The organism is Chitinophaga polysaccharea, assembly GCF_902150045.1.
In the GTDB taxonomy this organism is placed as follows: Bacteria; Bacteroidota; Bacteroidia; order Chitinophagales; family Chitinophagaceae; genus Chitinophaga; species Chitinophaga polysaccharea_A.
Map to the genome: position 1 here is coordinate 20,194 of NZ_CABFVU010000007.1, position 21,915 is coordinate 42,108.

19 protein-coding genes are annotated in these 21,915 nt (G+C 47.1%); 7 read left to right on the top strand and 12 right to left on the bottom strand.

Annotated features, from left to right (window positions below; translation table 11 throughout):
- Nucleotides 1–8: 8 nt before the first annotated feature.
- Nucleotides 9–380, bottom strand: coding sequence for a hypothetical protein (locus FN124_RS30590; RefSeq protein ID WP_142688613.1), 372 nt, complete (start codon nt 378–380; stop codon nt 9–11).
- A gap of 107 nt (nt 381–487) precedes the next feature.
- Here FN124_RS30590 and FN124_RS30595 point away from each other — a divergent pair, with 107 nt between their 5' ends.
- Nucleotides 488–1,150, top strand: coding sequence for an RNA polymerase sigma factor (locus FN124_RS30595; protein ID WP_185937468.1), 663 nt, complete (start codon nt 488–490; stop codon nt 1,148–1,150).
- Between the two features lie 18 nt (nt 1,151–1,168).
- On the opposite strand, the gene FN124_RS30600 is transcribed toward FN124_RS30595, so the two are convergent.
- Complete coding sequence (locus FN124_RS30600; protein WP_142688615.1) at nt 1,169–3,535, bottom strand: TonB-dependent receptor; 2,367 nt, start codon at nt 3,533–3,535, stop codon at nt 1,169–1,171.
- 330 nt (nt 3,536–3,865) lie between these two features.
- Between FN124_RS30600 and FN124_RS30605 the strand changes: the two genes are divergently transcribed.
- The 6 genes from FN124_RS30605 to FN124_RS30630 all read left to right on the top strand — a co-directional run bounded on the left by FN124_RS30605 (nt 3,866) and on the right by FN124_RS30630 (nt 9,108).
- Nucleotides 3,866–4,906 carry an alpha/beta fold hydrolase gene (locus FN124_RS30605; RefSeq protein ID WP_142688616.1) on the top strand — a complete coding sequence of 347 codons (1,041 nt, stop codon included), beginning with the start codon at nt 3,866–3,868 and terminating at the stop codon, nt 4,904–4,906.
- A 29-nt stretch (nt 4,907–4,935) separates the two neighbouring features.
- Nucleotides 4,936–5,892 (top strand): heme-binding domain-containing protein, encoded by a 957-nt coding sequence (locus tag FN124_RS30610; RefSeq protein ID WP_142688617.1) that lies wholly within the window; start codon nt 4,936–4,938, stop codon nt 5,890–5,892.
- Nucleotides 5,893–5,924: 32 nt separating this feature from the next.
- Nucleotides 5,925–6,362, top strand: a complete 438-nt coding sequence (locus FN124_RS30615) for a hypothetical protein (RefSeq protein ID WP_142688618.1) — start codon at nt 5,925–5,927, stop codon at nt 6,360–6,362.
- A gap of 93 nt (nt 6,363–6,455) precedes the next feature.
- Nucleotides 6,456–7,475, top strand: a complete 1,020-nt coding sequence (locus FN124_RS30620) for a sensor histidine kinase (protein WP_142688619.1) — start codon at nt 6,456–6,458, stop codon at nt 7,473–7,475.
- Entirely contained in the window at nt 7,456–8,217 is a 762-nt protein-coding gene (locus FN124_RS30625) for a LytR/AlgR family response regulator transcription factor (RefSeq protein ID WP_142688620.1), read from the top strand. The genes FN124_RS30620 and FN124_RS30625 overlap by 20 nt, the downstream gene beginning before the upstream one ends.
- A gap of 120 nt (nt 8,218–8,337) precedes the next feature.
- Nucleotides 8,338–9,108, top strand: coding sequence for a DUF1223 domain-containing protein (locus tag FN124_RS30630; protein WP_142688621.1), 771 nt, complete (start codon nt 8,338–8,340; stop codon nt 9,106–9,108).
- A gap of 117 nt (nt 9,109–9,225) precedes the next feature.
- Here the strand turns inward: FN124_RS30630 and FN124_RS30635 are convergent, their stop codons facing one another.
- The 10 genes from FN124_RS30635 to FN124_RS30680 form a co-directional block, all read right to left on the bottom strand.
- Complete coding sequence (locus FN124_RS30635; RefSeq protein WP_142688622.1) at nt 9,226–10,644, bottom strand: TlpA family protein disulfide reductase; 1,419 nt, start codon at nt 10,642–10,644, stop codon at nt 9,226–9,228.
- Nucleotides 10,645–10,659: 15 nt separating this feature from the next.
- Complete coding sequence (locus tag FN124_RS30640) at nt 10,660–11,694, bottom strand: TlpA disulfide reductase family protein (protein ID WP_142688623.1); 1,035 nt, start codon at nt 11,692–11,694, stop codon at nt 10,660–10,662.
- A 25-nt stretch (nt 11,695–11,719) separates the two neighbouring features.
- Nucleotides 11,720–13,108 (bottom strand): RagB/SusD family nutrient uptake outer membrane protein, encoded by a 1,389-nt coding sequence (locus tag FN124_RS30645; RefSeq protein ID WP_185937469.1) that lies wholly within the window; start codon nt 13,106–13,108, stop codon nt 11,720–11,722.
- A gap of 19 nt (nt 13,109–13,127) precedes the next feature.
- A complete protein-coding gene (locus FN124_RS30650) occupies nt 13,128–16,388 on the bottom strand; it encodes a SusC/RagA family TonB-linked outer membrane protein (RefSeq protein ID WP_185937470.1) in 3,261 nt (1,086 codons plus the stop codon).
- Nucleotides 16,389–16,694: 306 nt separating this feature from the next.
- Nucleotides 16,695–17,693, bottom strand: coding sequence for a FecR family protein (locus FN124_RS30655; protein WP_142688626.1), 999 nt, complete (start codon nt 17,691–17,693; stop codon nt 16,695–16,697).
- A gap of 85 nt (nt 17,694–17,778) precedes the next feature.
- Nucleotides 17,779–18,375: an RNA polymerase sigma factor gene (locus tag FN124_RS30660; protein ID WP_142688627.1), complete on the bottom strand. Its 597-nt coding sequence runs from the start codon at nt 18,373–18,375 to the stop codon at nt 17,779–17,781.
- A 108-nt stretch (nt 18,376–18,483) separates the two neighbouring features.
- Nucleotides 18,484–18,879, bottom strand: a complete 396-nt coding sequence (locus FN124_RS30665) for a DoxX family protein (RefSeq protein ID WP_142688628.1) — start codon at nt 18,877–18,879, stop codon at nt 18,484–18,486.
- 109 nt (nt 18,880–18,988) lie between these two features.
- Nucleotides 18,989–20,164, bottom strand: coding sequence for an NRAMP family divalent metal transporter (locus FN124_RS30670; protein ID WP_260607631.1), 1,176 nt, complete (start codon nt 20,162–20,164; stop codon nt 18,989–18,991).
- Nucleotides 20,161–20,937, bottom strand: a complete 777-nt coding sequence (locus FN124_RS30675; protein WP_260607632.1) for a 5-oxoprolinase subunit PxpA — start codon at nt 20,935–20,937, stop codon at nt 20,161–20,163. Before FN124_RS30675 ends, FN124_RS30670 begins: the two co-directional genes overlap by 4 nt.
- Nucleotides 20,913–21,908 (bottom strand): 5-oxoprolinase subunit C family protein, encoded by a 996-nt coding sequence (locus FN124_RS30680; protein ID WP_142688629.1) that lies wholly within the window; start codon nt 21,906–21,908, stop codon nt 20,913–20,915. The genes FN124_RS30675 and FN124_RS30680 overlap by 25 nt, the downstream gene beginning before the upstream one ends.
- Between the last annotated feature and the right edge of the window lie 7 nt (nt 21,909–21,915).

The window sequence follows — 21,915 nt, forward strand, 5'->3', positions numbered from 1 at the left end:
CTTGTTCATCAGGAACGTTGTGTATTGATCTTTGTCAGCTGTGCCAGTGTGTAGGCGCCTACGGCCATAACAAGGTCACGGACCGCTACGTCGAAATACTGCCCGGCAACAAGCAATTGCAGTGCAATGCAGATCAGCCAGGCCATTACCACGTAGGCGCCCAAAAGGGGACGTACCAATACCAGCACTCCGGCGGCAATTTCAATGATCCCGACAATTTTCATGAAAGTGGCGGCGGCGAAGGGGATCAAAGCAGCATTGCTGCCCAGGTAGTTTTCCCAGTGGGTAAGTAGATTGGTGAATTTGTCCAGCCCCGCTACAATGGGCACAATGCCAAAGGTAAAACGTAAGGTTTTTTGAAGCTGTTGGATAGTTGCCATAATACATATGTTTTAGTATGATGGTTAGAGATACAGCGCAAAAAAAGGTTACAAAAAACACACCTTATTTTTTTGTAACCTTTTACCGGTTATTTCATCTAATTAACATGACACCGCAAAAGGAAGACATAGTAAACCAGGTTTCCGATCAGGAAGCAATCGCAAGGATACTGGCAGGTGAGCGCAACCTGTTCCGCGTGATTATCAGCCGGTATAACCAACGCCTTTACCGCACCGGCATGTCGGTACTGGAAGATGATGCAGCTGCCGAAGATGCCATGCAGAACACGTATATCAATGCCTATAGTCATTTGTCGCAGTTCGCGTTCCGTGCCTCTCTCGGTACCTGGCTCACACGCATTATGCTCAACGAGTGCTATGAATTGAAACGGAAAAACAGGAACAGATTTACCAGTTCACTATCACCAGATAAATTTACAGATATGACAACCCCGGCCAGGGATTTAGCAAACAAGGAATTGAGCCAGATACTGGAAGATGCCATTACCCGCCTCCCGGAAAAATACAGGCTGGTTTTCGTGCTGCGCGAAATCGAGGAAATGTCTGTAAAAGAAACTGCCGGAGCGCTCACCATTGAGGAAAACAATGTGAAAGTACGCCTCAACCGCGCTAAGGCGATGCTCCGGGCAGATTTAAACGCCTATATGAAAGATCATGTTTATCATTTCCATTCAAGTCGCTGCGACCGGGTCACCAGGAACGTTTTAAAGCGGCTGGGAATAGAGGGAAGCCCCAATACGCCGGAATAATAGTAACCATACCGGGTCCTAGAATTTATAGGAAATACTGCCTGCAATATTTCTGGGGCTCTGCGGATCATTATTGATCCCCCAATATTGCGCGTTTGTAATGTTATTGATCTTTACACCAATGCGGAACTTCGGATAATCATAAAAAACCGTAGCATCCAGCCTGGTATAAGCAGGGATAGTAAGCAGGTTACTTTCATTTTCCGGATAAGTATCACTTACATAGTTACCACCTATGCCAATACCAAACCCATTCAATATTTGTTGCGGGAATTTATAGCTGACCCACAGGTTGGCCATATGAGCAGGCAGCCCGTTGCTGGTGCCTTCCACTCCTTTATTCGCTTTTGTATAGGTAAATTTGTTATAGCCATACCCGGCGATGATGTTCAGTCCTGCCGCAGGGTTGGCAATAATATCTGCTTCAAAACCTTTACTCAGCTGTGAGCCATCCTGAATGGAAAAGGTAGGATTATCGGGGTTGGCACGCACTGCATTATTTACACTGATATGATAGTAGCTCAGTGTTCCGCTCAGCTTATGTTTTACGATATCTACCTTGGTGCCTGCCTCCCACTGATTCCCGTACTGAGGTTTCAGCACCAGGGCCGTCTGATCCGGCTGGGTAACAGGAGCCATATTCTGAAACCCGTTCATGTAATTGGCAAACAAAGATACCTTGTCTTTTACCGGCTGATAAACAATTCCCAGTTTGGGCGACACGGAAGTTTGTCCATAAATGCCTGCTGCCGGCGCTTTCGCCCCGTTGGTGGATGTCCCTTTATTCTCAAACCTGTCGAGGCGCAGGCTCAGCATTAACATTAACTGATCGGTAAAGTTCAGCATATCTGATACATAAGCGCTGTAACGGTATTGGGTAGCCACGGTCTGATTGGCAGACCCTACCGCCGCTACCATATCGTTCATTCTTGCCAGCGACATGGGTTTGATGGATCTGCGGACGTTCACCGTATCATACAGCAGCGTGCCATACGACATGGCTTTATTGGCCAGGTAATAAACCTCCGCGCCGGCAACCATCCGGTTACGAAGCCTGCCTATCTTAAAATCGCCGGTAAAGTTCTGTTGAAACTGGATAGAATTGTTCACGCTTCCCCTCGAAGCAGCAAAATTGCGTTTGATGGTAGAATCACTGAGGATTTCGGCAGGCCAGAGGTAATTGATATTATCAAAGTTCGCCTGCCCCATGGCATACTGGGTAGATGATGTCCATTGATCAGACATCTTATAATCTGCCTGCACAAATACATTCAGGTTGCCCTGCTGTACAATAGGGTCGCTGGTGCCAATCGACTGCTTATAATCCAGCGCCAGATCAGAGATTTTCCTGAAAGATATTTTCTTGAAATCGTATGAATATGCAGGCTGGGCGCTGCGGTCCACTTTATAAATTTCTGCGTCAAGGGAAAGAGTGAGACGGTCATTTACCTTATAGGAAAAGCTGGGAGCCAGGGCCAGGCTGCGGCTGGCGCCGTACGACTGGAACGAGTTCTCTGTATGCACCGCTGCATTCAGGCGCAGTAGCGCTGATTTATCATCATTCAGAGGGGTATTGATATCTGCAGTTAAGCGGTTCAGGTTCCAGCTACCGGCAGTGTAATTAACTTCTCCCCTGAAGGTATCAAAAGGTTTTTTGGTTACCAGGTTGGAAAAGCCGCCAAAAGAAATAAGGCTGGATCCGAACAAGGTGCCGGAAGGGCCTTTCAGTACTTCAATACGTTCTACATTCACCGGGTCAATACCGCCGCTTTGCATAGCCGCCATACCATTGCGGATCTGGCTGATTACCCAAAAGCCCCGCAGGATCATATAGGTAATACCGTTATTAACGCCGCCAAAGCCTACAGCTGCTCCCGGCACGTTTCGCAGGGCGCTTTTATAGTCAACGGTTACCTGTTCCTGCATCAGGTCTTTTGAGATCACATTATATACCTGTGGATTTTCCAGGTTTTTCAACGGAAGCCGGGCAATATAATTACTTTCCCTTTTTGCAAATTTATTCCCGCTGCCGGTTACCGTGATCGCTTGCAGCTCCTTGTCGCTGGCCTTTAAGCGAAGCTCCAGGATGGTCGTTTTATTGGCTTCTACCTGTATATTTTGCAGCAAAGGCTCATGCCCTACCAGGGAAACACGGATAGTATAGTTACCTGGTTTTACCTTGCGTATAATAAACTCACCCTGTTCATTGGTGATGGCGCCCTTTTGTTTATCGCCCAGCAGGATCGTTACCTGGGAAGCGGGTTGATTATCTGAGGTCAGTACCCTGCCTTTCACGATCCCTGCATCGTCCGGCCCTTCCGGTATGCGGGCATATGAAAAAACAGACAGGATCAATAATAGCTGTAATGTAAAATATGTTTTCATTCTTTTATTTTTTTTGTGAGATGACTACTTGTCTGTTCCAACCGTGAATAAGCATTTCACGCCGGTGCCTGATAGCGGCTTACGCACCCACAGCAACAGAAAATGGTTGTATTGACGTTAAAATAAAAACTACGCAAAGATGAATAGTTTACGGGGGCAGCAGTTTATCTAATTGGGAAAAGTAATTACGATATCCGGAAATTCCGGGCGTCACATCTGTCTAAATCAACCTCGTTTTTGTCTGGTTCACCCCAAAACCGGTTTTCATTGCAGCCTCACCGGGGTACTTTCGTTCTGCCCTGGTGCACAAAAGCATCACAGCAAAGAATCATGGCAAACACCGGAAATTTTAACCGCAGACATTTTCTCAGCATGGCCGCTTTAACCTTAGCGGCAACAAAACTATCCCCCCTACAGGCATTGGCTTCAAAAGGTGGAGATCAGCAACATACGCCACGGCTGCTGCCCTCTTTCGATAACATCAAACAGGTAAAGGCCGGGCTCCTGGATGTAGGCTATGCAGAAGCAGGACCTGCAAACGGGCAACCCGTTATCCTGCTGCATGGCTGGCCTTATGATATCCACAGCTATGCAAAGGTATCCGATATACTGGCTGCCGAAGGCTACCGGGTAATAGTGCCTCACTTGCGCGGACATGGCACCACCAGGTTCCTGTCCGGTCAAACATACAGGAACGGCCAGCAGGCTGCGGTGGCCGCCGATATCATTGCCCTCATGGATGCCTTGAATATTAAAAAAGCCATCCTTGGTGGTTTCGACTGGGGAGCGCGCACGGCCAATATTATTGCGGCATTATGGCCGGAACGCTGCAAAGCAATGGTATCTGTAAATGGGTATCTTATCAACAACCTCGAAAGAAACAAACAACCATTACCTCCCAAAGCAGAACTGGGCTGGTGGTACCAGTACTACTTTGCTACCGAGCGTGGTAAACTGGGTTATACCGCCAACTGGTATGATTTCAATAAACTGATCTGGAAAAATGTTTCACCGCAATGGAATTTTGATGACGCCACCTACAACGTGTCCGCCGCTTCTTTCAAAAACCCGGATTATGTTGCCATTGTGCTTCACAACTATCGCTGGCGGCTCAGCATAGAACCGGGCGAAGCGCAATACGACGCCATTGAAAACAGGCTGGCCGCATCGCCTTCTGTTACTGTGCCATCCGTTACGCTCGACGGTGATGCCGATGGTGTAGTTCCCGCCAGCGATGGTTCCGCTTTCGCACACAGGTTCACCGGCAAGCACGTACATCATATTATCAAAGGAGCCGGTCATAATCTCCCGCAGGAAGCCCCGGAAGCGTTTGCCCGCGCTATTACCGAGGCAAACAGTTATGCCGGCTAGTATCTATTTAGCAATTAAAAAATTGATGTATGAAAATACTTACAAGGAAAACAGGATGGATAACAGCGCTCATTGTATTGCTGATCACGGCCATGCAATTTATCGGGCAGCCAGTGCAGAACCACCCCGCAACGGCTCCCATCCAGGCTCCCGATGAAGTGCTGGGCATTCTGCGCCGCGCGTGTTACGATTGCCACTCCAACGAATCGAGGCTTAGCTGGTACGATAAAATTGCACCTGTTTCCTGGCTGGTATCCGCAGATGTGAATGAAGCAAGATCAAGATTCAATCTCTCTACCTGGGACACGCTTTCTCCTGCAAGCCAGCAGGGCTTCCTCTGGGAAATGGTGAACATGGTACTGACAGGCAAAATGCCCCTGGGCACTTATGCCGCCACACATCCTCAATCCAGGCTTACAGCAAATGATATTACCACGCTGAAAAAGTATGTGAATGATCTCAGTCCTGCGGTATACCATGATACTGCCCTGATACAACAGGCAGATAAAGAGCTGAGGCAATCCCGGGAAAAATCTACGGCTGCAGCCGGAAACCCTGTAGCCGCCAATGGTGTAGCGTATACGCCTGATTTCAGGAGATGGCAGGTGATCAGCACCACCAACCGGTTCGACAATCACAGCATTCGCGTGGTGTATGGCAACGACATTGCCGCGAAAGCCATTAAAGAAAACCGGATCAATCCCTTTCCTGAAGGCAGTACCATTGTAAAGGTAGTATGGAACAGCATTGAAGAAAAGAACGGCGATATCCTTCCCGGATCACTGAACAGCGTACAGATCATGACGAAAGATAACAAGCGGTTCACCGACAGTAAAGGCTGGGGCTTCGCAAAATTCAACGGTACTGCGCTCAAGCCATACGGGGCTACGCCTATGTTCAATACCACCTGTTTCAATTGCCATAAAATTGCCAGTGCAAACGACTATGTATTCAATCTCCCATTACCCAACAATGAACTGAAATAGCAGCCATCTTCTCACTCATCAAAATAAATGGTATGAAAAATTTTCTTCTGCTTTTCCTCCTTACTGTTACAGGCGCCTGTAGCCGGCCGGTTCCGGACAGGCAGCATACACGGGAGATATTCAATGCAGGCGGTTTGCAGGTGATCACCTCATTTGCCAACAGGCAGCAACAAACCATGAGCGTGTTGTTTGGCAATACGGCCGCTGAAACATGCGCGCTTGGCGGGTACAAAACACATGTTCCCGGCGAAATATTCAAACTCGTTACCTTTAAACAGGCCGGTAATAAATATTGGTACGGCAGTTACATCAACGGTGCTGTTCAAAGTATTGAAACAATAACCGCTGCCGCAGATGCACCGGAGCACCTGGAATACCGGCTGGAACGCCGCCACGGTAAAGGTAGAGAGACAGGCCCCGCTGCACGGATCAGTTATATATTTTCTCACAGCCCTTCTGTTTTCCCGTAATATGTACGGCATGAATAATAACATACCATCAACTTTTTCTGATAGTAAGGTAAAAATGAATATTTTTATCGCCAGTAGATTGATTTATTACAGATGAAAAATCCAGGTTTTAAAATATCACAGGCAACCATATGGGTTAGCTCTATAGGCTTAGGGTTACTTTCTTCCGTACCTCAAATTGCCGAGCATCATTTCCACCTGGCGGAAGCAGCTGTGAATGCGGGTATAACAGCCACCTTTGCATTGCTGATGTGGTATTTCAATATTTACATACTGTCAGGTCAGTCTGATCAGCCGCGCAAACAAAGCATCTCGTATTCAAAACTGCTAAGCAGCCTGCTGTTTGGCCTGGTAGTGATGCTCGGACTTGCTTATATCCAGCAACTGATCCTGTCGCATATCAATTTTGGCCCTGTGATGCTGATGGTGGAAGTAAGGGGTATCCTTATCAACCTCGTGTTTTATATGTTCCTGCACCTGCTGCAACAAAATTACGAGAACCAGCATGTAACAATGGAACTGGAACGCATAAAGAGTGATAACCTCAGCGCCCAGTACGAACTGCTGAAGCAACAGGTAAACCCGCATTTCCTGTTCAACAGCCTGAATACATTAAAGGCAATGGTAGAAAGCGGGGAACAGGAAGCGGTTGATTTTATCATCAAGCTATCCAACTTCTACCGCTTTACACTTGAAAGTCGGAAGCTGGACCTGATCCATGTGCGCGAGGAAATGGACATCCTCAATGCTTATCTTTTCCTTCAGAAAGCGCGCTTTGGAGATGGCTTTACTTTTACAAGCACACTCAGCGACCAGCTGCTGGAAACACTGATCCCTCCGTTTACCCTGCAACTGCTGGTGGAGAACTGTATCAAACACAATATCGTTTCCCTTGACAAACCGCTGCATATCAGGATCTATGAGGAAGATGATAAAATCATTGTAGAAAACCAGGTGCAGCAGAAAACAGGGGAGCAAAATTCTCTGGGTGTAGGGCTTAAAAATATTGACCTGAGATACCAACACCTGATGCAGCAGCATATCGATATTGTTGCTAACGAAAAAACCTTTAAAATCAAATTGCCGCTGATCCATGAACATCATCATCGTTGAAGACGAGCTCAAAACGGCCCGGTCGCTCGAAAATATTATACTGGGCCTGAAGCCCGGAGATAAGATCACCGGCCAGTATCAAAGCGTGGAAAGCACAGTTGCCGCGCTTTCAGAAGGGCCTATGCCCGATCTTATCTTTATGGATATCCAGCTGGCAGATGGCCTTTGCTTTGAAATATTCAAACAGGTAAAAATCACCTGTCCCGTTGTATTCTGTACAGCTTATGATGAATATTCCCTGGAAGCATTTAAAAGCAATGGCGTGGACTATGTGCTGAAGCCATTTTCCAAACAGGATATACAAGACGCGCTCCGGAAAGTGGATGAGCTGAAAAATTTCTTCCAGCAGAAAGCTATTCCCGACCTGGGTGATATTCTTTCTAAACTAAGCCCGCCAAGTGGTAAGACCAGCTTTCTCGTTTTCAAAAACCAGAAATACAAAACAGTTAGTATTGAAGATATCGCTTTCTTCTATGTTCGCCACGATGCTACCTGGATCATGTGTTTCGATAAACAACAGTATAACGTAACCCAGTCGCTCGACCAGGTAACGCAATCCGTATCTTCCCTGCAATTCTTCCGGCTGAACCGCCAATACCTGGTTAACTTCAAGGCCATCAAGGAAGTGGAGCCTTATTTCCTGCGTAAGCTTCTCGTGAAGCTGGTGATTGAAACACCGGATAAGCTCCTGGTCAATAAGGAGAAATCACATAGCTTTCTTAGCTGGATGGAAGACCGGTGATATAATTTTCTCCCGGCTGTTTTGTCCCGGTTGAGCACCGAAAATGCCTGGCTGAAGGCTTTTCCGCTTACCCCCACCAATAACAGCCGGTACTTTTGAATAAAATAAAATTCAAAAGATATGAAACAGGTAATGATGCCCGCAATAGGCGCCGTAATTGTACTCACACTATTATCCGCAGTATTTGCCAACCGGGTTAGCGCTTCAAAAAAACAAACCCGTACTAATAACGGCAATAGTTTTGCAGTGCTGGAACTGTTCACCTCAGAAGGATGTTCCAGCTGCCCTCCCGCAGATGCGCTGTTAGCCCGCATACAAACAGAGGCCGGGAATAAACCCATTTATGTATTGGCTTATCATGTGGATTACTGGAACCGCCTTGGCTGGAAAGATGTATTTAGCCAACCCCAATATTCAAAGCGCCAATACCAGTACAGCCAGCAGTTGCCCAGCCAGGTATACACTCCTCAGCTGGTTGTTAACGGCCAGACATCATGCATAGGATCCGATGAATCTGCTGTAACCAATGCCATTGGCGATGCGCTTGGCAATGGCACAACTGCAAGCCTGGGCATAAAAGCGCAGCTGCAACCGGGCAAAGCAAATTTCACCTATGAGGTGACCGGTAATACCGGCAACAACCAGTTACTTATTGCCGTTGTGCAAAAACATGCAGTAAGCAAAGTGGAGAGAGGTGAAAACGAAGGGCGTACTCTTTCTCATGTACAGGTGGTACGGGATCTGCAGGCATTTAAGCTGCGGGATGGCAAACAAGGCGCTGCAAGCATCCATCTTCCCGATGGGTTTAACACGCAGGACTGGGAACTGATTGGCATGATACAAGATCCTGAAACAGGCGTTATCAGTGCCGCTGCAAGGGCTTCCCTGTAACAACTGCCGGTCATCTGCATAAAAAGCAAGAGGGTGTATCGTACTTGATACACCCTCTTATCATCCGGGTATCTAACAGCGGCCGGCCTCCATTTATTTTGATATATTCCCGCTTTGTTATCCATGCTTTGCCAGGTCGATCATCAGGCTCATCTCTTCCACAAAGGCGTCATTACCGGCCGACGATCCACCGAGAGAACGAAAACGGATCATCCCGTTCTTATCAATGATAAACTTTGCCGGAATGCCTTTCAGCTTATATCCCACAGCGGCTTTATTGGTTTTGGTCACCGGGTCTTTTAAATCCATTAACAGGTTAAAAGTGTATTTATTGCTCCGGAGATAGTCCGCGGCACTTTTCACAGGATCGGCATCAGTTTCCCAGGTATGAATGAAAAGAAATACCACACTGGTATCATCTTTAAACTTATTCACCGCAGCCTGCATATGAGGGAAAGAACCTTTACAGGGGCCGCACCAGGTAGCCCAGAAATCAAGGATCACTGTTTTTCCCCTGTAATCTGAGAGCGACACCGTTTTCCCATTTACATCCTTTACAGAAAAATCAAAGGAAGGTTCCTTAATCATTTTTTGGGCCAGGTCTGCTCTGATCTTTTCTTTCAGTTCATTATAAAGCGACTGCTCATATTCGTCAAACCCCTGACCGGTACCCTTTACAGCGATATAGGCATTCTTAAACTGTGTCTTTACTTCTTGCGAAGCCCTTCCCTCTTTAATGCTTTGTACCATTAAAGGATATGCTTCGGCAAACTGTTTGTTGGCTACCAGTAAGTTTAAATACGTATCGCTAAATGCAACATCTTTTTTATCGTTCCGGGCGTACACCTGCCGGGCATATTTCAGTCCCTCTGCATATTTTTTATTGGCATACAGGATGGCTGCATATTGCCTGGCATAGGTATAATAGTCGGCCGATCTTTCAGCAGATCTCCGCGTTTCATCGCCAATGGATTTTCTTATCAGGCTTTCTGCCAGCACGTACTCTTTTCTACCATAGGTTTCCCTGGCAGCATAGGAAAATGCCCTGGTTTTATAAACGGTATCCTGGATCATATCCAGGTATTGCATGAGCTTTCCGGGATTATCTCTAAAAGAAACCGCCACATAATATTTAGCTGCATCGAAAAAGAAATGTCCCCTAAGAGTAGGATTTGATCCAAACCTGGATACAAACAGCTGGTATTTCTTCTCATTCTCAACAGGATTGGTTTCATTATAGATGTCCCCCAATGCCTTATCAAAAGCAGCGAACCCATTAGGAAACTTCCGGATAGAGAGCTGTGTAATGGCATCCCTGTTATCCTGATCCTGTTTCATATTGTAATAGGAAACCAATAATTTCAGATCATCTTCCACATCGCTTTTGGAAAGCGCCTCCAACTTTTCCTTCAACCGGATGGAATCTTTCTGGTTCAGCAATTCCGTGAGCTTAGGATCAACGGGACCGCGGTTTTGTGAAAAAGCCGCCGTTGTAACCAGCAGGAGCAGCACGCCGCATATTTTCAGATACTTCATTTTCCAGGAATTAAATTAATGATCTGTTTTTTTAGCAGCTGTGGAATCGGCTTTTCTGAGCATCTCAGCTGCCTTGTCTTTGTCACCTGCTTTTACATATAAGTCCGCCATTTTTTTGTAGGTATCCGGAAAATCCATGCTCCAGGGATAAAGGTTGAGTTGCGCCTGGTAGCTGTCGGCCGCCAATAGATAAAGCGATGCGGGCAGATTATTTTTCCCTGATACTGCGTCTGTAATAGTGGAAAACGGGGGATAGTCGTTGTGCTTAAGCCATTCCTTCCCAAATTCAACCGCTTTCTCGGGATCTGTTTTAGTCAGGGCGTAAAAAGTAAAGTGCCCTACTTTGGGATAATATTTAAGCCCCGGATCCCTGCTGAGGATTGAATCGATCTTCTTTAAAGCGCCGGTAGGATTCCCCGGGTTGCCCATATAGGTATTCATCATGGGTATGATATCGTTGTCAATTTTAGAAAGCCGTTGCCATTCTTTTCTTTTTTCAGCAGCATCCTTAATATCCCAGGTTCCTGAAACTATCTGTGGCAGCACATTATCCAGATTTTTAGGCGGGCCTGCCCAGGCAACCCTGCCCTGCTGGTCTATCACAAATGAATAAGGGATTCCCCGCTCACCATAGGCTTTCATCCAGTTTTCCGCCATCAGGTTATTTTTTTCTGTAGCTACATTGTAGCTCATCTTGTCTCCCATTCCTGCAACAAATTTTTCTATAACAGGGAGTGTGGTTTCTTTGCGTTCGTGTATGCTTATGCCCAATACCGTCACATCCTTTTTATACTTCTCTGCCAGTTCAGACAGGTGAGGCATCCCGGCAATACAGGGCTTGCACCAGGTAGCCCAGAATTCAACAACATATACTCTGCCCTTTTCGAATGCTGTTACCGGGCTCCCTTTTATCCAGTCAGAGATATAAAGGGAAGGGGCTGGCTCTCCAAGCATTTTAACTTTCACTCCGGGTTGTTGTGCCTGCGCTCCGGCAGCACAGCAAATGATGGCTGTCAGCAAACGTATTTGTCTGGTTAATTTTATCAGCATGGTTGGTATAATTTATTTTATCAGGCTATTTGTAACCTTCATTCTGAGTGAGGTTTTTATTATATAAAATCTGATTCGCCGGTACCGGGAACAGAACAGCAGTAGGCTTCCAGGTTGGTTTTTGCGGACCAAGAACAGCTGTAGCCCTGTTTGTTCTTTTTAAGTCGAACCAGCGATGTCCTAACTCAGCAAACAGTTCATGCGCCCGTTCATTTTCTATGGCGAGCAGCATGGCGCTTTGGCCCGTGGCAGTGGTGCCCTGCAATCCTGCGCGCTTTCTTACCATATCAAGGTCTTCAGCAGCACTGCCGGCTCCGGTTATTTTACCCAGCTGTGCCCTGGCTTCTGCACGGATCAGGTATTGCTCCGCCAGGCGAAGCAGCACATTATACTCGTTGCCGGCAGTGGCATTGCGCAGTTTATACTTGTAGGGATAGTAGTAGCTAACACCACCTACCGGGAGGGGTTTAGCCCATTTATCCATACGCGCATCGCCCGGCTCGAAGCTTGCTGCCAGCGAAGGGTAAAGCACGTAGTTGGGGCTGGTACCGGAAGGAACGAAGTTAAGCCCGAAAACAGTGTACCCGTAAAAGGTAAAACGTTGCCATATCACTTCGTTGCTGGTATTGAGGAAAGTACTGTCGAGGCTTTCCAGTTTGTAGCTGCCATTGCTGATCACAGCGGTCGCCTGTGCTTCGGCATTTGCGTAATCCTTAGTGTACAGGTATACACGGGAAAGGAGGGCCGCTGCTGCAGCTTTGTTGACCCTTGCACGTTGTGCAGACGGATAGGCATCAGCGAGGTTGCCCTGGGCAATTTTCAGGTCACTGATGATCATCTGGTAGATGTCGGCCTGTGGCGCCCGGGGCAATGTTAAATTCACACTGTTAACAGTGCTGGTTACCATGGGCACATCTCCATATAAATTAGTGAGATAAAAATAAATGAAGGCGCGCATAAAGTAGCATTCTCCCAGCAGTTGCTGTTTCAGGCCGGCAGATACGCCTGTAGAAGCATTCAATCCTTCAATAGCTGAATTGGCAGCGAAAATAACCGCGTATGCGTAGTTCCAGGTATTATTTACATACCCGCTGCTAACAGTGATGGTATTGGTTTTGAACTCATCCAGGTAAGTGGCGGAGCTCAGGTAAATATCATCTGCGGCAGCCCCTCCGAAGGAGGTAACAGCGCCCAGTAAAGAGTATTCTGTGCTTCCGTTGGTGGTAAGCAGGTTATTATTGGCATACAGGCCCAGCACAGAACTAAGTGCGGTGGCATCATTGAGGAAGGCTTTATCGGAACTGACCTGGTCAATGGGAACATCTACCTGGATAAATTTTTTACAGGAAACAGTGGTGAGCAGCATACCTGGTATTAAAACCCGGCAGATGGTATGTATGGAGAATAATTTCATGTTGATGTTGATTTTAGTATTAAAAAGAAGCATTCAGACCAAAAACGATGGTGCGCAGCGCCGGCATTCCCGGTCCGCCTCCCTGCCCCGCTCCCATCTCCGGATCGAAGGCGTTTTTGAATTTCGATACTGAAAAGAGATTTTGTGCCTGTCCGTATACTCTCAGATTGGAGAGCCTGGCAGCAGTGATCCAGCGCTTCGGGAAATTATAAGCCAGGTTCACATTTTTCAGCTTCAGCCAGGAAGCATCGCCAAAGAAAGCGGTGGAACTGTTATAATAAAAACTATAAGCATTGTAAGCCGGGTTGCTGAAATTAGCCGTAGGGGCTCCAAATTGCGTATTGTCGCCCTTTTGCTTCCAATGGTCCAGCGTAGTGGTGTTCTGGTTGTTTAAGGAACCGAGTGATCCGGTTACGCTGTTGATATAACCATTCTGATGTTTGAACTGGAAGAAGAAACCAAGCTCAAACCGTTTGTACGTAAAAGTATTATTCAGTCCTCCATAGTAGGGAGTGCCTACAGGTGTTGGCCGCTGATCTACCAGGTAAGATGGAATACCATTGGGATTAGCCGTTTGGTAGGTGATCATTCCGGTAGCAGGGTCTATCCCGTTAAAGATATATTGCCTGCTGAATGGCACAGGGTAGCCTACCATAAACTGGTTGGCATAGAAGCTCAAACTGGCAAGGTTATCAAATTTGGAAATCCTGGATCGGTTGACAGTAAAATTGAATGAAGTTGACCACCTGAAATCATTTCTTTCGATATTCTTCGTATTCATTTCAAATTCCAGTCCCTGTGCCTGTATGGTGGCGGGGAAGTTGCCCAGATAGCTGGAAAAGCCTACCTGTCCGGGTGTTGAGATATACAGCAGCTGGTTGCCGACCGTATTCCGGTAAACAGCGGCAGAAAACTGTATCCTGTCTTTCAGGATGCCCAGTTCCAGCGCCAGCTCCAGCTTTTTATTACTTTCCCATTTAATGTCAGGGTTAGCCAGTCTTGACGGGTTTTGCACCGTGATTCCCTGGTAACCGTTGGTAGATCCGCTGGCAGCATATGTGGAAAGGTTCTGGTAATTGGCTATCTGGTCATTTCCCGTGATACCATAACTTCCGCGTAATTTACCAAAGCTTAGAAAGGATAGATGTTCCTTTACAAACTGTTCTTCTGAAAATACCCATGCTGCACCGATGGCGCCGAAATTGCCAAACTGGTTGTTCGATCCGAAACGGGAGGATCCGTCTCTTCTCATGGTTGCGTTCAGGATATATTTGCCCAGCCAGTTGTAGGTGACCCTTCCAAAAACGGAGCTGAATTTATAATTATCGTAGGAGGTTCTGGCGGAGAGTGTTCCTGCCGCAGCCATACTGCCTAACAAGGCGTCGTTGCTGTAATTGGTGCCGGTTGTGGTATTGGTGATGCTGGTATTGGACTGGAAAGTGGTTCCCAGTAAAGCAGTCAGTTTACCTTTCCCAAGATCTTTTATGTATTCCAGCTGGGGTTCCGCAATATAAGATCTTGCGGAGGTGGCTCCGAACACCGCGCTGCTGATCGCCGCATTATACGCCGGGTTAATTGTTGAAGCGGGGAGCTGGCTGTTCTGATCAAAATTCAAAGAGGTATAGCCCAGGCTTGCTTTTAAGTTTAATCCGGGCAATATCCGGTATCTCAGGCTCATATTGCCGATCAGGTTAGCTGTTGCCGCATTGTATTTCTGAGCCAGCAGGGCATATGGATTATATTGTATAAGGGGTGAAAAATTGAATGCACCGGTAGCGGTATATGGATCATAATTAGGAGGAAGATTATAATAGCTGCTCAGATCCCTTGTTGGCAAATTGTTCTTATCATAAGAATAAGCGGCAGATATTAACGCATAAAACCTCTTATCTTTTGATGTGTGATCCAGGTTAAGCCTTGCTGAGATCCTGTCTTCTGTAAAGCTCCCGGGAAAAACAGTTCCTTCCCGGTGGTAGCCGGTACTGAAAGCAAAGTGTGTATCCTCATTGCCACCGCTCAGGGTTCCCTGTGCATCGCTGTAACGGGAGGTACCGCCCAACAGGTCATCCTGCCAGTTTCTGAACTTTGTCTGGCTCCAGGTGGTCAGATCAGGCGCATTGGCGGTAGTAGGAGTAACGTTATCATTGGCAAAGGCTTCTTTACGCAATGCTAAATACTGCTCACCATTCAGCATTTTAATCTTATTGCCTACTTTGCCGAAGCCGGAGTTCACATTGAGATCCAGCCTGGTTTTACCGGCTTTCCCTTTTTTAGTGGTGATTAAGATCACACCGTTTCCTCCCCTGGCGCCATAAATGGCAGTGGCATCCCCATCTTTCAGTACATCGATGCTTTCAATATCTGCGGGGTTTAAGCTATTCAGCGGGTTCACCGTGCCGTTGGAGGCCGTTTGATAAACATTCAGACTGAAATTGAACGGAACACCATCTATCACATACAGTGGTTCCACACCACTATTGATGGAATATTGCCCGCGTATTTTGATTGAAGTTCCCGAGCCTGGCAAGCCGTTGGATTGGGATACCTCCACACCGGCCATTCTTCCCTGCAAGGCATTGATCACATTGCCAACGGGTTGCTCCTGTATGGTTTTTGAATCTACCCTGGAGATGGAACCTGTAAGGTCTTTACGGGTAGAGGTACCGTAACCGATCACCACCACTTCATTCAGGCTTCCCGCAAGTGGCGAAAGCACTACTTTGACAGACGTTTGATTTTCCATGTCAATTTCCCGGGTTTTATAGCCAATATAGCTGAAGAGAAGCACCCTGCTGCCAGTCCCGGACACCACGATGGAAAAATGACCATTCTGATCGGTAGCAGTACTGGCGCTGTTGTTATTTTTTACTCTTACAGTGACCCCGGGAATAGGATCTCCGCTTTCATCCACCACCATTCCGGATATCCGGATATCCTGTGCAGCAAGGGAAGATTTTTTCTCTGCGGGAGAAATTAAAATTTTATTGTTTAGTTCTGTTATCTTAAAATCCTTCGGGTCAAAAAGCAGGTCTAAGATTTCTTTAACGGAGCGTTTTCCGGGAGGGAGACTGAAAGCTTTAAGGCCGGAGAGATCTTTATAGCGGTATACAAACCGGAAATCAGTTTGTTCTTCTATTTTTTTAATGGCTGAAAAAACGGATTCATTTTGAAGTTCTACCATCACTTCTACCCTCGCAGTGCTTTGCCCGTTGCCAGGCGTAGCCGATATCAGCTGAACAGTGGCAAAAGTGATAATAGCTGTAATCAAGCTTAAACGCATAATCTGACGAATTACATTTCGTGAGTTACTAAAAGTGGGAAGGCCTGGACAGACTTTTCCTCCCTCTGCTGGTTTTGCAGAAAATTTCATAATTTTAAATGTTTAAATGATTCTCCAAATTGTTTAACGATTTGCTCCAATTAGCGTTGAAGCAAAACCAATTACAGCTCCCTGTTTAGCGACAGGGAGTTTCTGTCAGATACGCATGTGATATAATTCTCTCTTCATCCTTTTGGTTAATAATGATTAATTGCCGGTTTACCGGCTGATTGATTGGTTGATTACTGGTTGGCTGGTTATTGATTCTTAATTATTACAATTTTTCCCGGAGATCATAATTTCTCCTGGCAAGATCTTATATTCTGCATCGTTAAAAGAAGTAATGACCTTCAAAATCTCCTCAAGACTTTCACCTTTCAGGAAGGTAGCCGTGAAGCGGCAGTTTTTCCCCTGGTCGTTTAAAAAGGTAATCTTAACATTGAACTTCCGGGAAAGTATAGCTGCTGCCTGTTCCATTGTAATGTTCTCAAAGAACAGGTCATTTTTCTGCCACTGTACAATTTCTTCTGCCTGCACTTTTACCAGGTCTGGCTTTTTATCATCGGTATGAAAAACCATTTGTTCATTGGAAGCAAGGATTCCCAATACCTTATGTTCGTCCGCTATGCTCACTTTCCCCGTGGTAACTGTTACAATAATCTCCTTGCCCCCGTTCAATGATTTTATATTAAATGCGGTTCCCAATACGGTTGTTTTTAGTTTCCCGGATTGTACGATAAACGGGGTGGCAGGGTTATGCAGGATCTCAAAATAACCTTCTCCATGCAGTTTCACCGTCCTGGTAGCGCCGGTAAATTTTTCCGGGTATTCCAGCGTGCTGTTGTTGTTCAATATAACGGTGCTTCCGTCGGGCAGGATGATTTTTTTATGTTCAGACCTGGCAATGGCACTAACCACCGGCAATTGATCCGGGTTGTGGCGACGGCCAGGGAATTTTGAATAAAATAGCAGGGTACCAACACAGAGCAGCACAGATGCCGCCGCCCATCCCATCCATGGCCGGAGCGTTAGCAGACGGGGTCTTTTTTGCGGACTTACCACCTGTTCAAAGATCCGGTTAGCGGCCTTATCATCCAGTGTCATTAACGCTGAATCGTCGTCCCAGGTTTCGTTCATCAGCGCTTTTATCTCATTCAGATCGCTTTTCTCATCCAGCAGGAATTGCATGAGCTCCGCCTCTTCAGCAGCTGTAATATCGTTGCCGGTATATTTCTTAATTAAATATCCGATTCGTTCGTTTTTCATAAAATTCTTATATGAACGGTTGTTCAGGGCGCTTTATAATATCTGACGAACGGAAATTGAAAAAGGAGTAGCGGGAGAAAAAAAATTATTTATAGATCCCGAGGAACACCAGGGATATCAATGAAAGTGAGTTGCCGTTTTTGAGATGTGCTTTTAAGGTTTTTACGGCTTCTCTTAAATGTACCTTTACGGTTAATGGGGAAATGTTGAGCTGTTTGGCCACATCTTTTTGCTTTAATCCTTCGATGTAGCACATCTGGTAAACAAGTTTCTGTTGTTTGGGCAATTGATCTATTGCCATGGCCATATAAGCCCGGGAGTCTTTGAGCATTATGTCTTCCTCGGTGGCATTGTCGAGGTCCGACCATTTATGGTGGGTATTGTTGGCGGTCTTATAATCCAGCGCCCGTTTTCTCAGCGCATCAAAGGTAAGGTTATTGGTCACCGTCCTGATAAATCCCCCGAAATTGTTTATTTCGGATAAGCCTTCCTTTTTTATCCAGATCTTCAGAAACACCTCCTGTACTATTTCTTCAGAAAGCTCTTTTGATTTCAGGTACCTGAACGCGTAGGTAAATACCCGGTTGCTATACGCATCAAAAATTAGGCGAAATGCTTGCTGATCACCACCTGCTATTTTTAATAATAGTGATTTATCATCCCCCAATTCTCTGTTTTGCATACGTAAAGTTAATACTTTAACGAGAAATTTCTACCGGGTACAACATTTGGAGGGGGCCATCGAAAGAAGGGGTATGAGTGGCCGGGGAACCGCTCCCCCGGCATAGTCCTACCGCTGTGAAAATTCCATATTCAGACCGGGATACATTTTCCGGAACATCAGGTATGTTACGCTTACCATCACAAATGCAATTACTGCATCCAGCGTTGCCGGCAAACCCAGTACGGCGAGCTTTGAGCCAAAGGCAAAAATGATGTCGAAAAATATACCTGCAAACACCCATTCTTTTAAGCGGAGCAACTTACCGGGCATTAAAAGCACGGCAACACCCGATAATTTGAAAACGCCAAGTAAATAGATGAAATGCGCAGGGTATCCCAGTTGCTGTGTAATGCCCCATACCACCGGGTTCCCGGTGATCTCAAAGAACCCGCTTGCTCCAAACCAGATAGAAGTGAGTACAGCGCCTATCCAATAAATTATTGTCACTGTTTTCTGTGTCATGACTGATAGATTTAGTGTTAATGATGACACAAAATTGCTGCGGAAAAAGGGAAGCGGCCAGGCCATTTGGGGTGAAACGGACAAAGAGAGGCGCAGATCAGACAATTGATCACTTTAACCAATTCACAATGGTAATTCCGCCGAGGTATCCCATGATAAGCACCACCAGCCATCCTGCCAGCTGCATCCATACCGGGTGCCTGTAATGCTTCAACAGCCGGGCGCTATTGGCCGCCACCAGTACAACTGCCAGGGCAACAGGCAATATGAGGCCATTCAGTGCGCCTGCCATCAACAACAGTTGTACAGGGTTACCTGCCAATATAAAAACGATAGTGGAGAAAAGTATAAAAAAGCTGATCAGCCAACGCTCATTGGCTGCAATAAAAGGATGAAAGGTTTTCAGGAAAGAAACCGATGTATAAGCCGCGCCTACCACCGAAGTAATGGCCGCGCTCCACATCACGATACCAAAGAAACGGTAGCCTATCTCTCCTGCTGCTATCCGGAATACGGAGGCAGGCGGATTCCCACCATCCAGCACCGCACCCTGCATAATAATTCCCAGGGCCGCCAGGAACAGCAGAACGCGCATAACAGCGGTGATAATAATACCGCTTACTGCGCTGCGGTTAACAAAGGGTATCTGCGTGGTGCCACTGATACCGGCATCCAGCAACCGGTGTGCGCCGGCAAAACTGATGTACCCTCCCACTGTTCCGCCTACCAGGGTAACAATGGCCTTTGTATCAATCACCGCAGGCCATAGGCTTTGCCGTACCGCCTGCATTACCGGCGGATGGGAGCTCACCGCAACATACAACGTGAGCAACACCATGAGGATACCCAGCCAGCGTGTAAACTGATCCAGCACATTGCCGGCTTCCTTCATCCAGAAAATAAATAAAGAAATACCACAGCTCAGCAATGCCCCGTAAATGGTGTCCATACCGGTGAGTACCTGCAGGCCCAGCCCGCAGCCGCCTATATTGGCAATATTAAAGGCCAGTCCGCCCATCAGCACCAAAGCGGCCAGCACATAACCCAGGCCAGGCAGCAGTGCATTTGCCAGATCCTGCGCACGGTACCCGGAAACAGTGAGCACGCGCCAGATATTCAGCTGGGCGCCGATGTCAAGCAATACAGATATCAATATTACAAACCCAAAAGACGCCGCCAGCTGCTGCGTAAATACCGTTGTTTGTGTGAGGAAACCGGGCCCTATGGCAGAAGTGGCCATGAGAAAGGCGGCGCCCAGCAGTACGGAAGATTTTTGTTTGTTCAAGGCCTTTGTATGGTTAATTGGTGATCACGTAATGCTGCATTGATGGTGCGTGCAAATGCTGCGGCATGCGCCCCGTCGCCATGTATACAGATCGTTTCAGCTGTTATCGGGATCGTATGCCCGTTAACGGTAGTCACCTTTTGCCCGGTGACCATCTGCAGCACCTGCGCGATAGCCAGCTCCTCTTTTTCAATAAGCGCGCCGGGATGTGAACGGGGCGTAAGAGATCCGTCGTCCTGGTAGGTTCTGTCGGCAAATACTTCACTAGCGGTTTTTAGTCCGGCTTCCTTTGCGGCTGTAATCAGCCAGCTGCTGCTAAGCCCGAAAAAACAAAGCTGCGGGTCTGTATCTTTCACCGCTTTCACGATCACCCGCGCCATGACCGGCGATCTGGCGGCCATGTTATACAGCGCACCGTGGGGCTTTACATGCCTCATAATGGCGCCCAGGGATTTACAGACCAGCTGCATGGCATAGAGTTGTGTAGTAATAAGCTCGTATAATGCCTGATCAGAAAGCTGCTGCTCTGTTCTGCCAAAATTCTCCTTATCGGCAAACCCCGGATGAGCGCCAATGGCCACGTTGTTTTCGAGCGCCAGTGTAGCCGTATGCAGCATGGTATCATGACTGCCCGCATGGTAACCACAGGCAATATTTGCGCTGCTGATAAAAGGCATAATAGCGGCATCATTGTCCAGCCCCTCTCCCATATCGCAGTTAAGATCTATACAATGCATAATGATAGTTGTTAAGCAGGCTGCTGTTGCTGCCATTCTTCCAATCGTAATTTACAGGCATTTTGAAGAAAGAGCAAGTCCTGCTCCTGTTTCCATAGCATTGCCTGTGCAATTTTCCCGTCGCTCATACTGAAGTGCAGCTCCTGGTGCGGCATATGTTGTGCAAGAGCAGGCATATCTGCGGTAATCACATGTGCCAGCCTTGCGTATCCGCCGGTTGTTTGATGGTCTGCCATAAGTATAATAAGTTGTCCGTCGGGCAACAGCTGTATAGTTCCCCTTGTGATACCGGCAGATAGTTGTTCCTCCCGTGGCTGTATGTCCAGCGGCGGGCCGTTCAGGCGGAACCCCATGCGGTCGCTTTGCTCCGTTAATGTAAATGCTGCGCTAGTAAATTGCCGGCGGGCTTCCTCCTGTAACAGGTCCCATTGACTGCCGGGTAGCGTATGTATGAGGCTTTTTGTGGGGTACAGGTGGTTTACATCGGCGGTCCACGGCAATGCTACCGCTTCTTTGCCCCGCAGCCATGAAAGAGGAATATTTCCCGACTTAAAATACAACCGGTCATTTTTTTTCAGCGAGCGGCCCTCCAAACCGCCGGCGACCGCCTTCAGGTGGGTACTGTAACTTCCCAGCCAGGGCTGCAGCGCAAGCCCGCCCCTTACAGCCAGGTAGCAGCGGGCGCCGGAAACAGGTTTGCCAAAACGCAATACGGTTTGCCTGCTCACCAGTACCGGTCTGTTAATATCCAGCGGCCTGCCATTGATGACAGCTCCGAAATCAGCGCCGGATAAGGCAATCATGGCGTCTGTTTCAAAGAGGAAAGCCGATGCGGGAAAATGTAATTCAATAGCCGCTTCATAAATATCGTTCCCTACCAGGCTGTTGGCTACTGCAAGCGCTATACGGTCCATGGCTCCACCGGGATTAATACCCAGGTGCTGGTAACCGTACCGTCCTGCATCCTGGATGGTATCCATCAATCCTTGTTGTACTACCTGTATCAATGTTTCC

Bases quoted from the DNA above. Each gene is read 5' to 3' on its own strand.
- FN124_RS30590 (WP_142688613.1), bottom strand. From the start codon at position 380: ATGGCAACTATCCAACAGCTTCAAAAAACCTTACGTTTTACCTTTGGC.
- FN124_RS30595 (WP_185937468.1), top strand. From the start codon at position 488: ATGACACCGCAAAAGGAAGACATAGTAAACCAGGTTTCCGATCAGGAA.
- FN124_RS30600 (WP_142688615.1), bottom strand. From the start codon at position 3,535: ATGAAAACATATTTTACATTACAGCTATTATTGATCCTGTCTGTTTTT.
- FN124_RS30605 (WP_142688616.1), top strand. From the start codon at position 3,866: ATGGCAAACACCGGAAATTTTAACCGCAGACATTTTCTCAGCATGGCC.
- FN124_RS30610 (WP_142688617.1), top strand. From the start codon at position 4,936: ATGAAAATACTTACAAGGAAAACAGGATGGATAACAGCGCTCATTGTA.
- FN124_RS30615 (WP_142688618.1), top strand. From the start codon at position 5,925: ATGAAAAATTTTCTTCTGCTTTTCCTCCTTACTGTTACAGGCGCCTGT.
- FN124_RS30620 (WP_142688619.1), top strand. From the start codon at position 6,456: ATGAAAAATCCAGGTTTTAAAATATCACAGGCAACCATATGGGTTAGC.
- FN124_RS30625 (WP_142688620.1), top strand. From the start codon at position 7,456: ATGAACATCATCATCGTTGAAGACGAGCTCAAAACGGCCCGGTCGCTC.
- FN124_RS30630 (WP_142688621.1), top strand. From the start codon at position 8,338: ATGAAACAGGTAATGATGCCCGCAATAGGCGCCGTAATTGTACTCACA.
- FN124_RS30635 (WP_142688622.1), bottom strand. From the start codon at position 10,644: ATGAAGTATCTGAAAATATGCGGCGTGCTGCTCCTGCTGGTTACAACG.
- FN124_RS30640 (WP_142688623.1), bottom strand. From the start codon at position 11,694: ATGCTGATAAAATTAACCAGACAAATACGTTTGCTGACAGCCATCATT.
- FN124_RS30645 (WP_185937469.1), bottom strand. From the start codon at position 13,108: ATGAAATTATTCTCCATACATACCATCTGCCGGGTTTTAATACCAGGT.
- FN124_RS30650 (WP_185937470.1), bottom strand. From the start codon at position 16,388: ATGCGTTTAAGCTTGATTACAGCTATTATCACTTTTGCCACTGTTCAG.
- FN124_RS30655 (WP_142688626.1), bottom strand. From the start codon at position 17,693: ATGAAAAACGAACGAATCGGATATTTAATTAAGAAATATACCGGCAAC.
- FN124_RS30660 (WP_142688627.1), bottom strand. From the start codon at position 18,375: ATGCAAAACAGAGAATTGGGGGATGATAAATCACTATTATTAAAAATA.
- FN124_RS30665 (WP_142688628.1), bottom strand. From the start codon at position 18,879: ATGACACAGAAAACAGTGACAATAATTTATTGGATAGGCGCTGTACTC.
- FN124_RS30675 (WP_260607632.1), bottom strand. From the start codon at position 20,937: ATGGCAGCAACAGCAGCCTGCTTAACAACTATCATTATGCATTGTATA.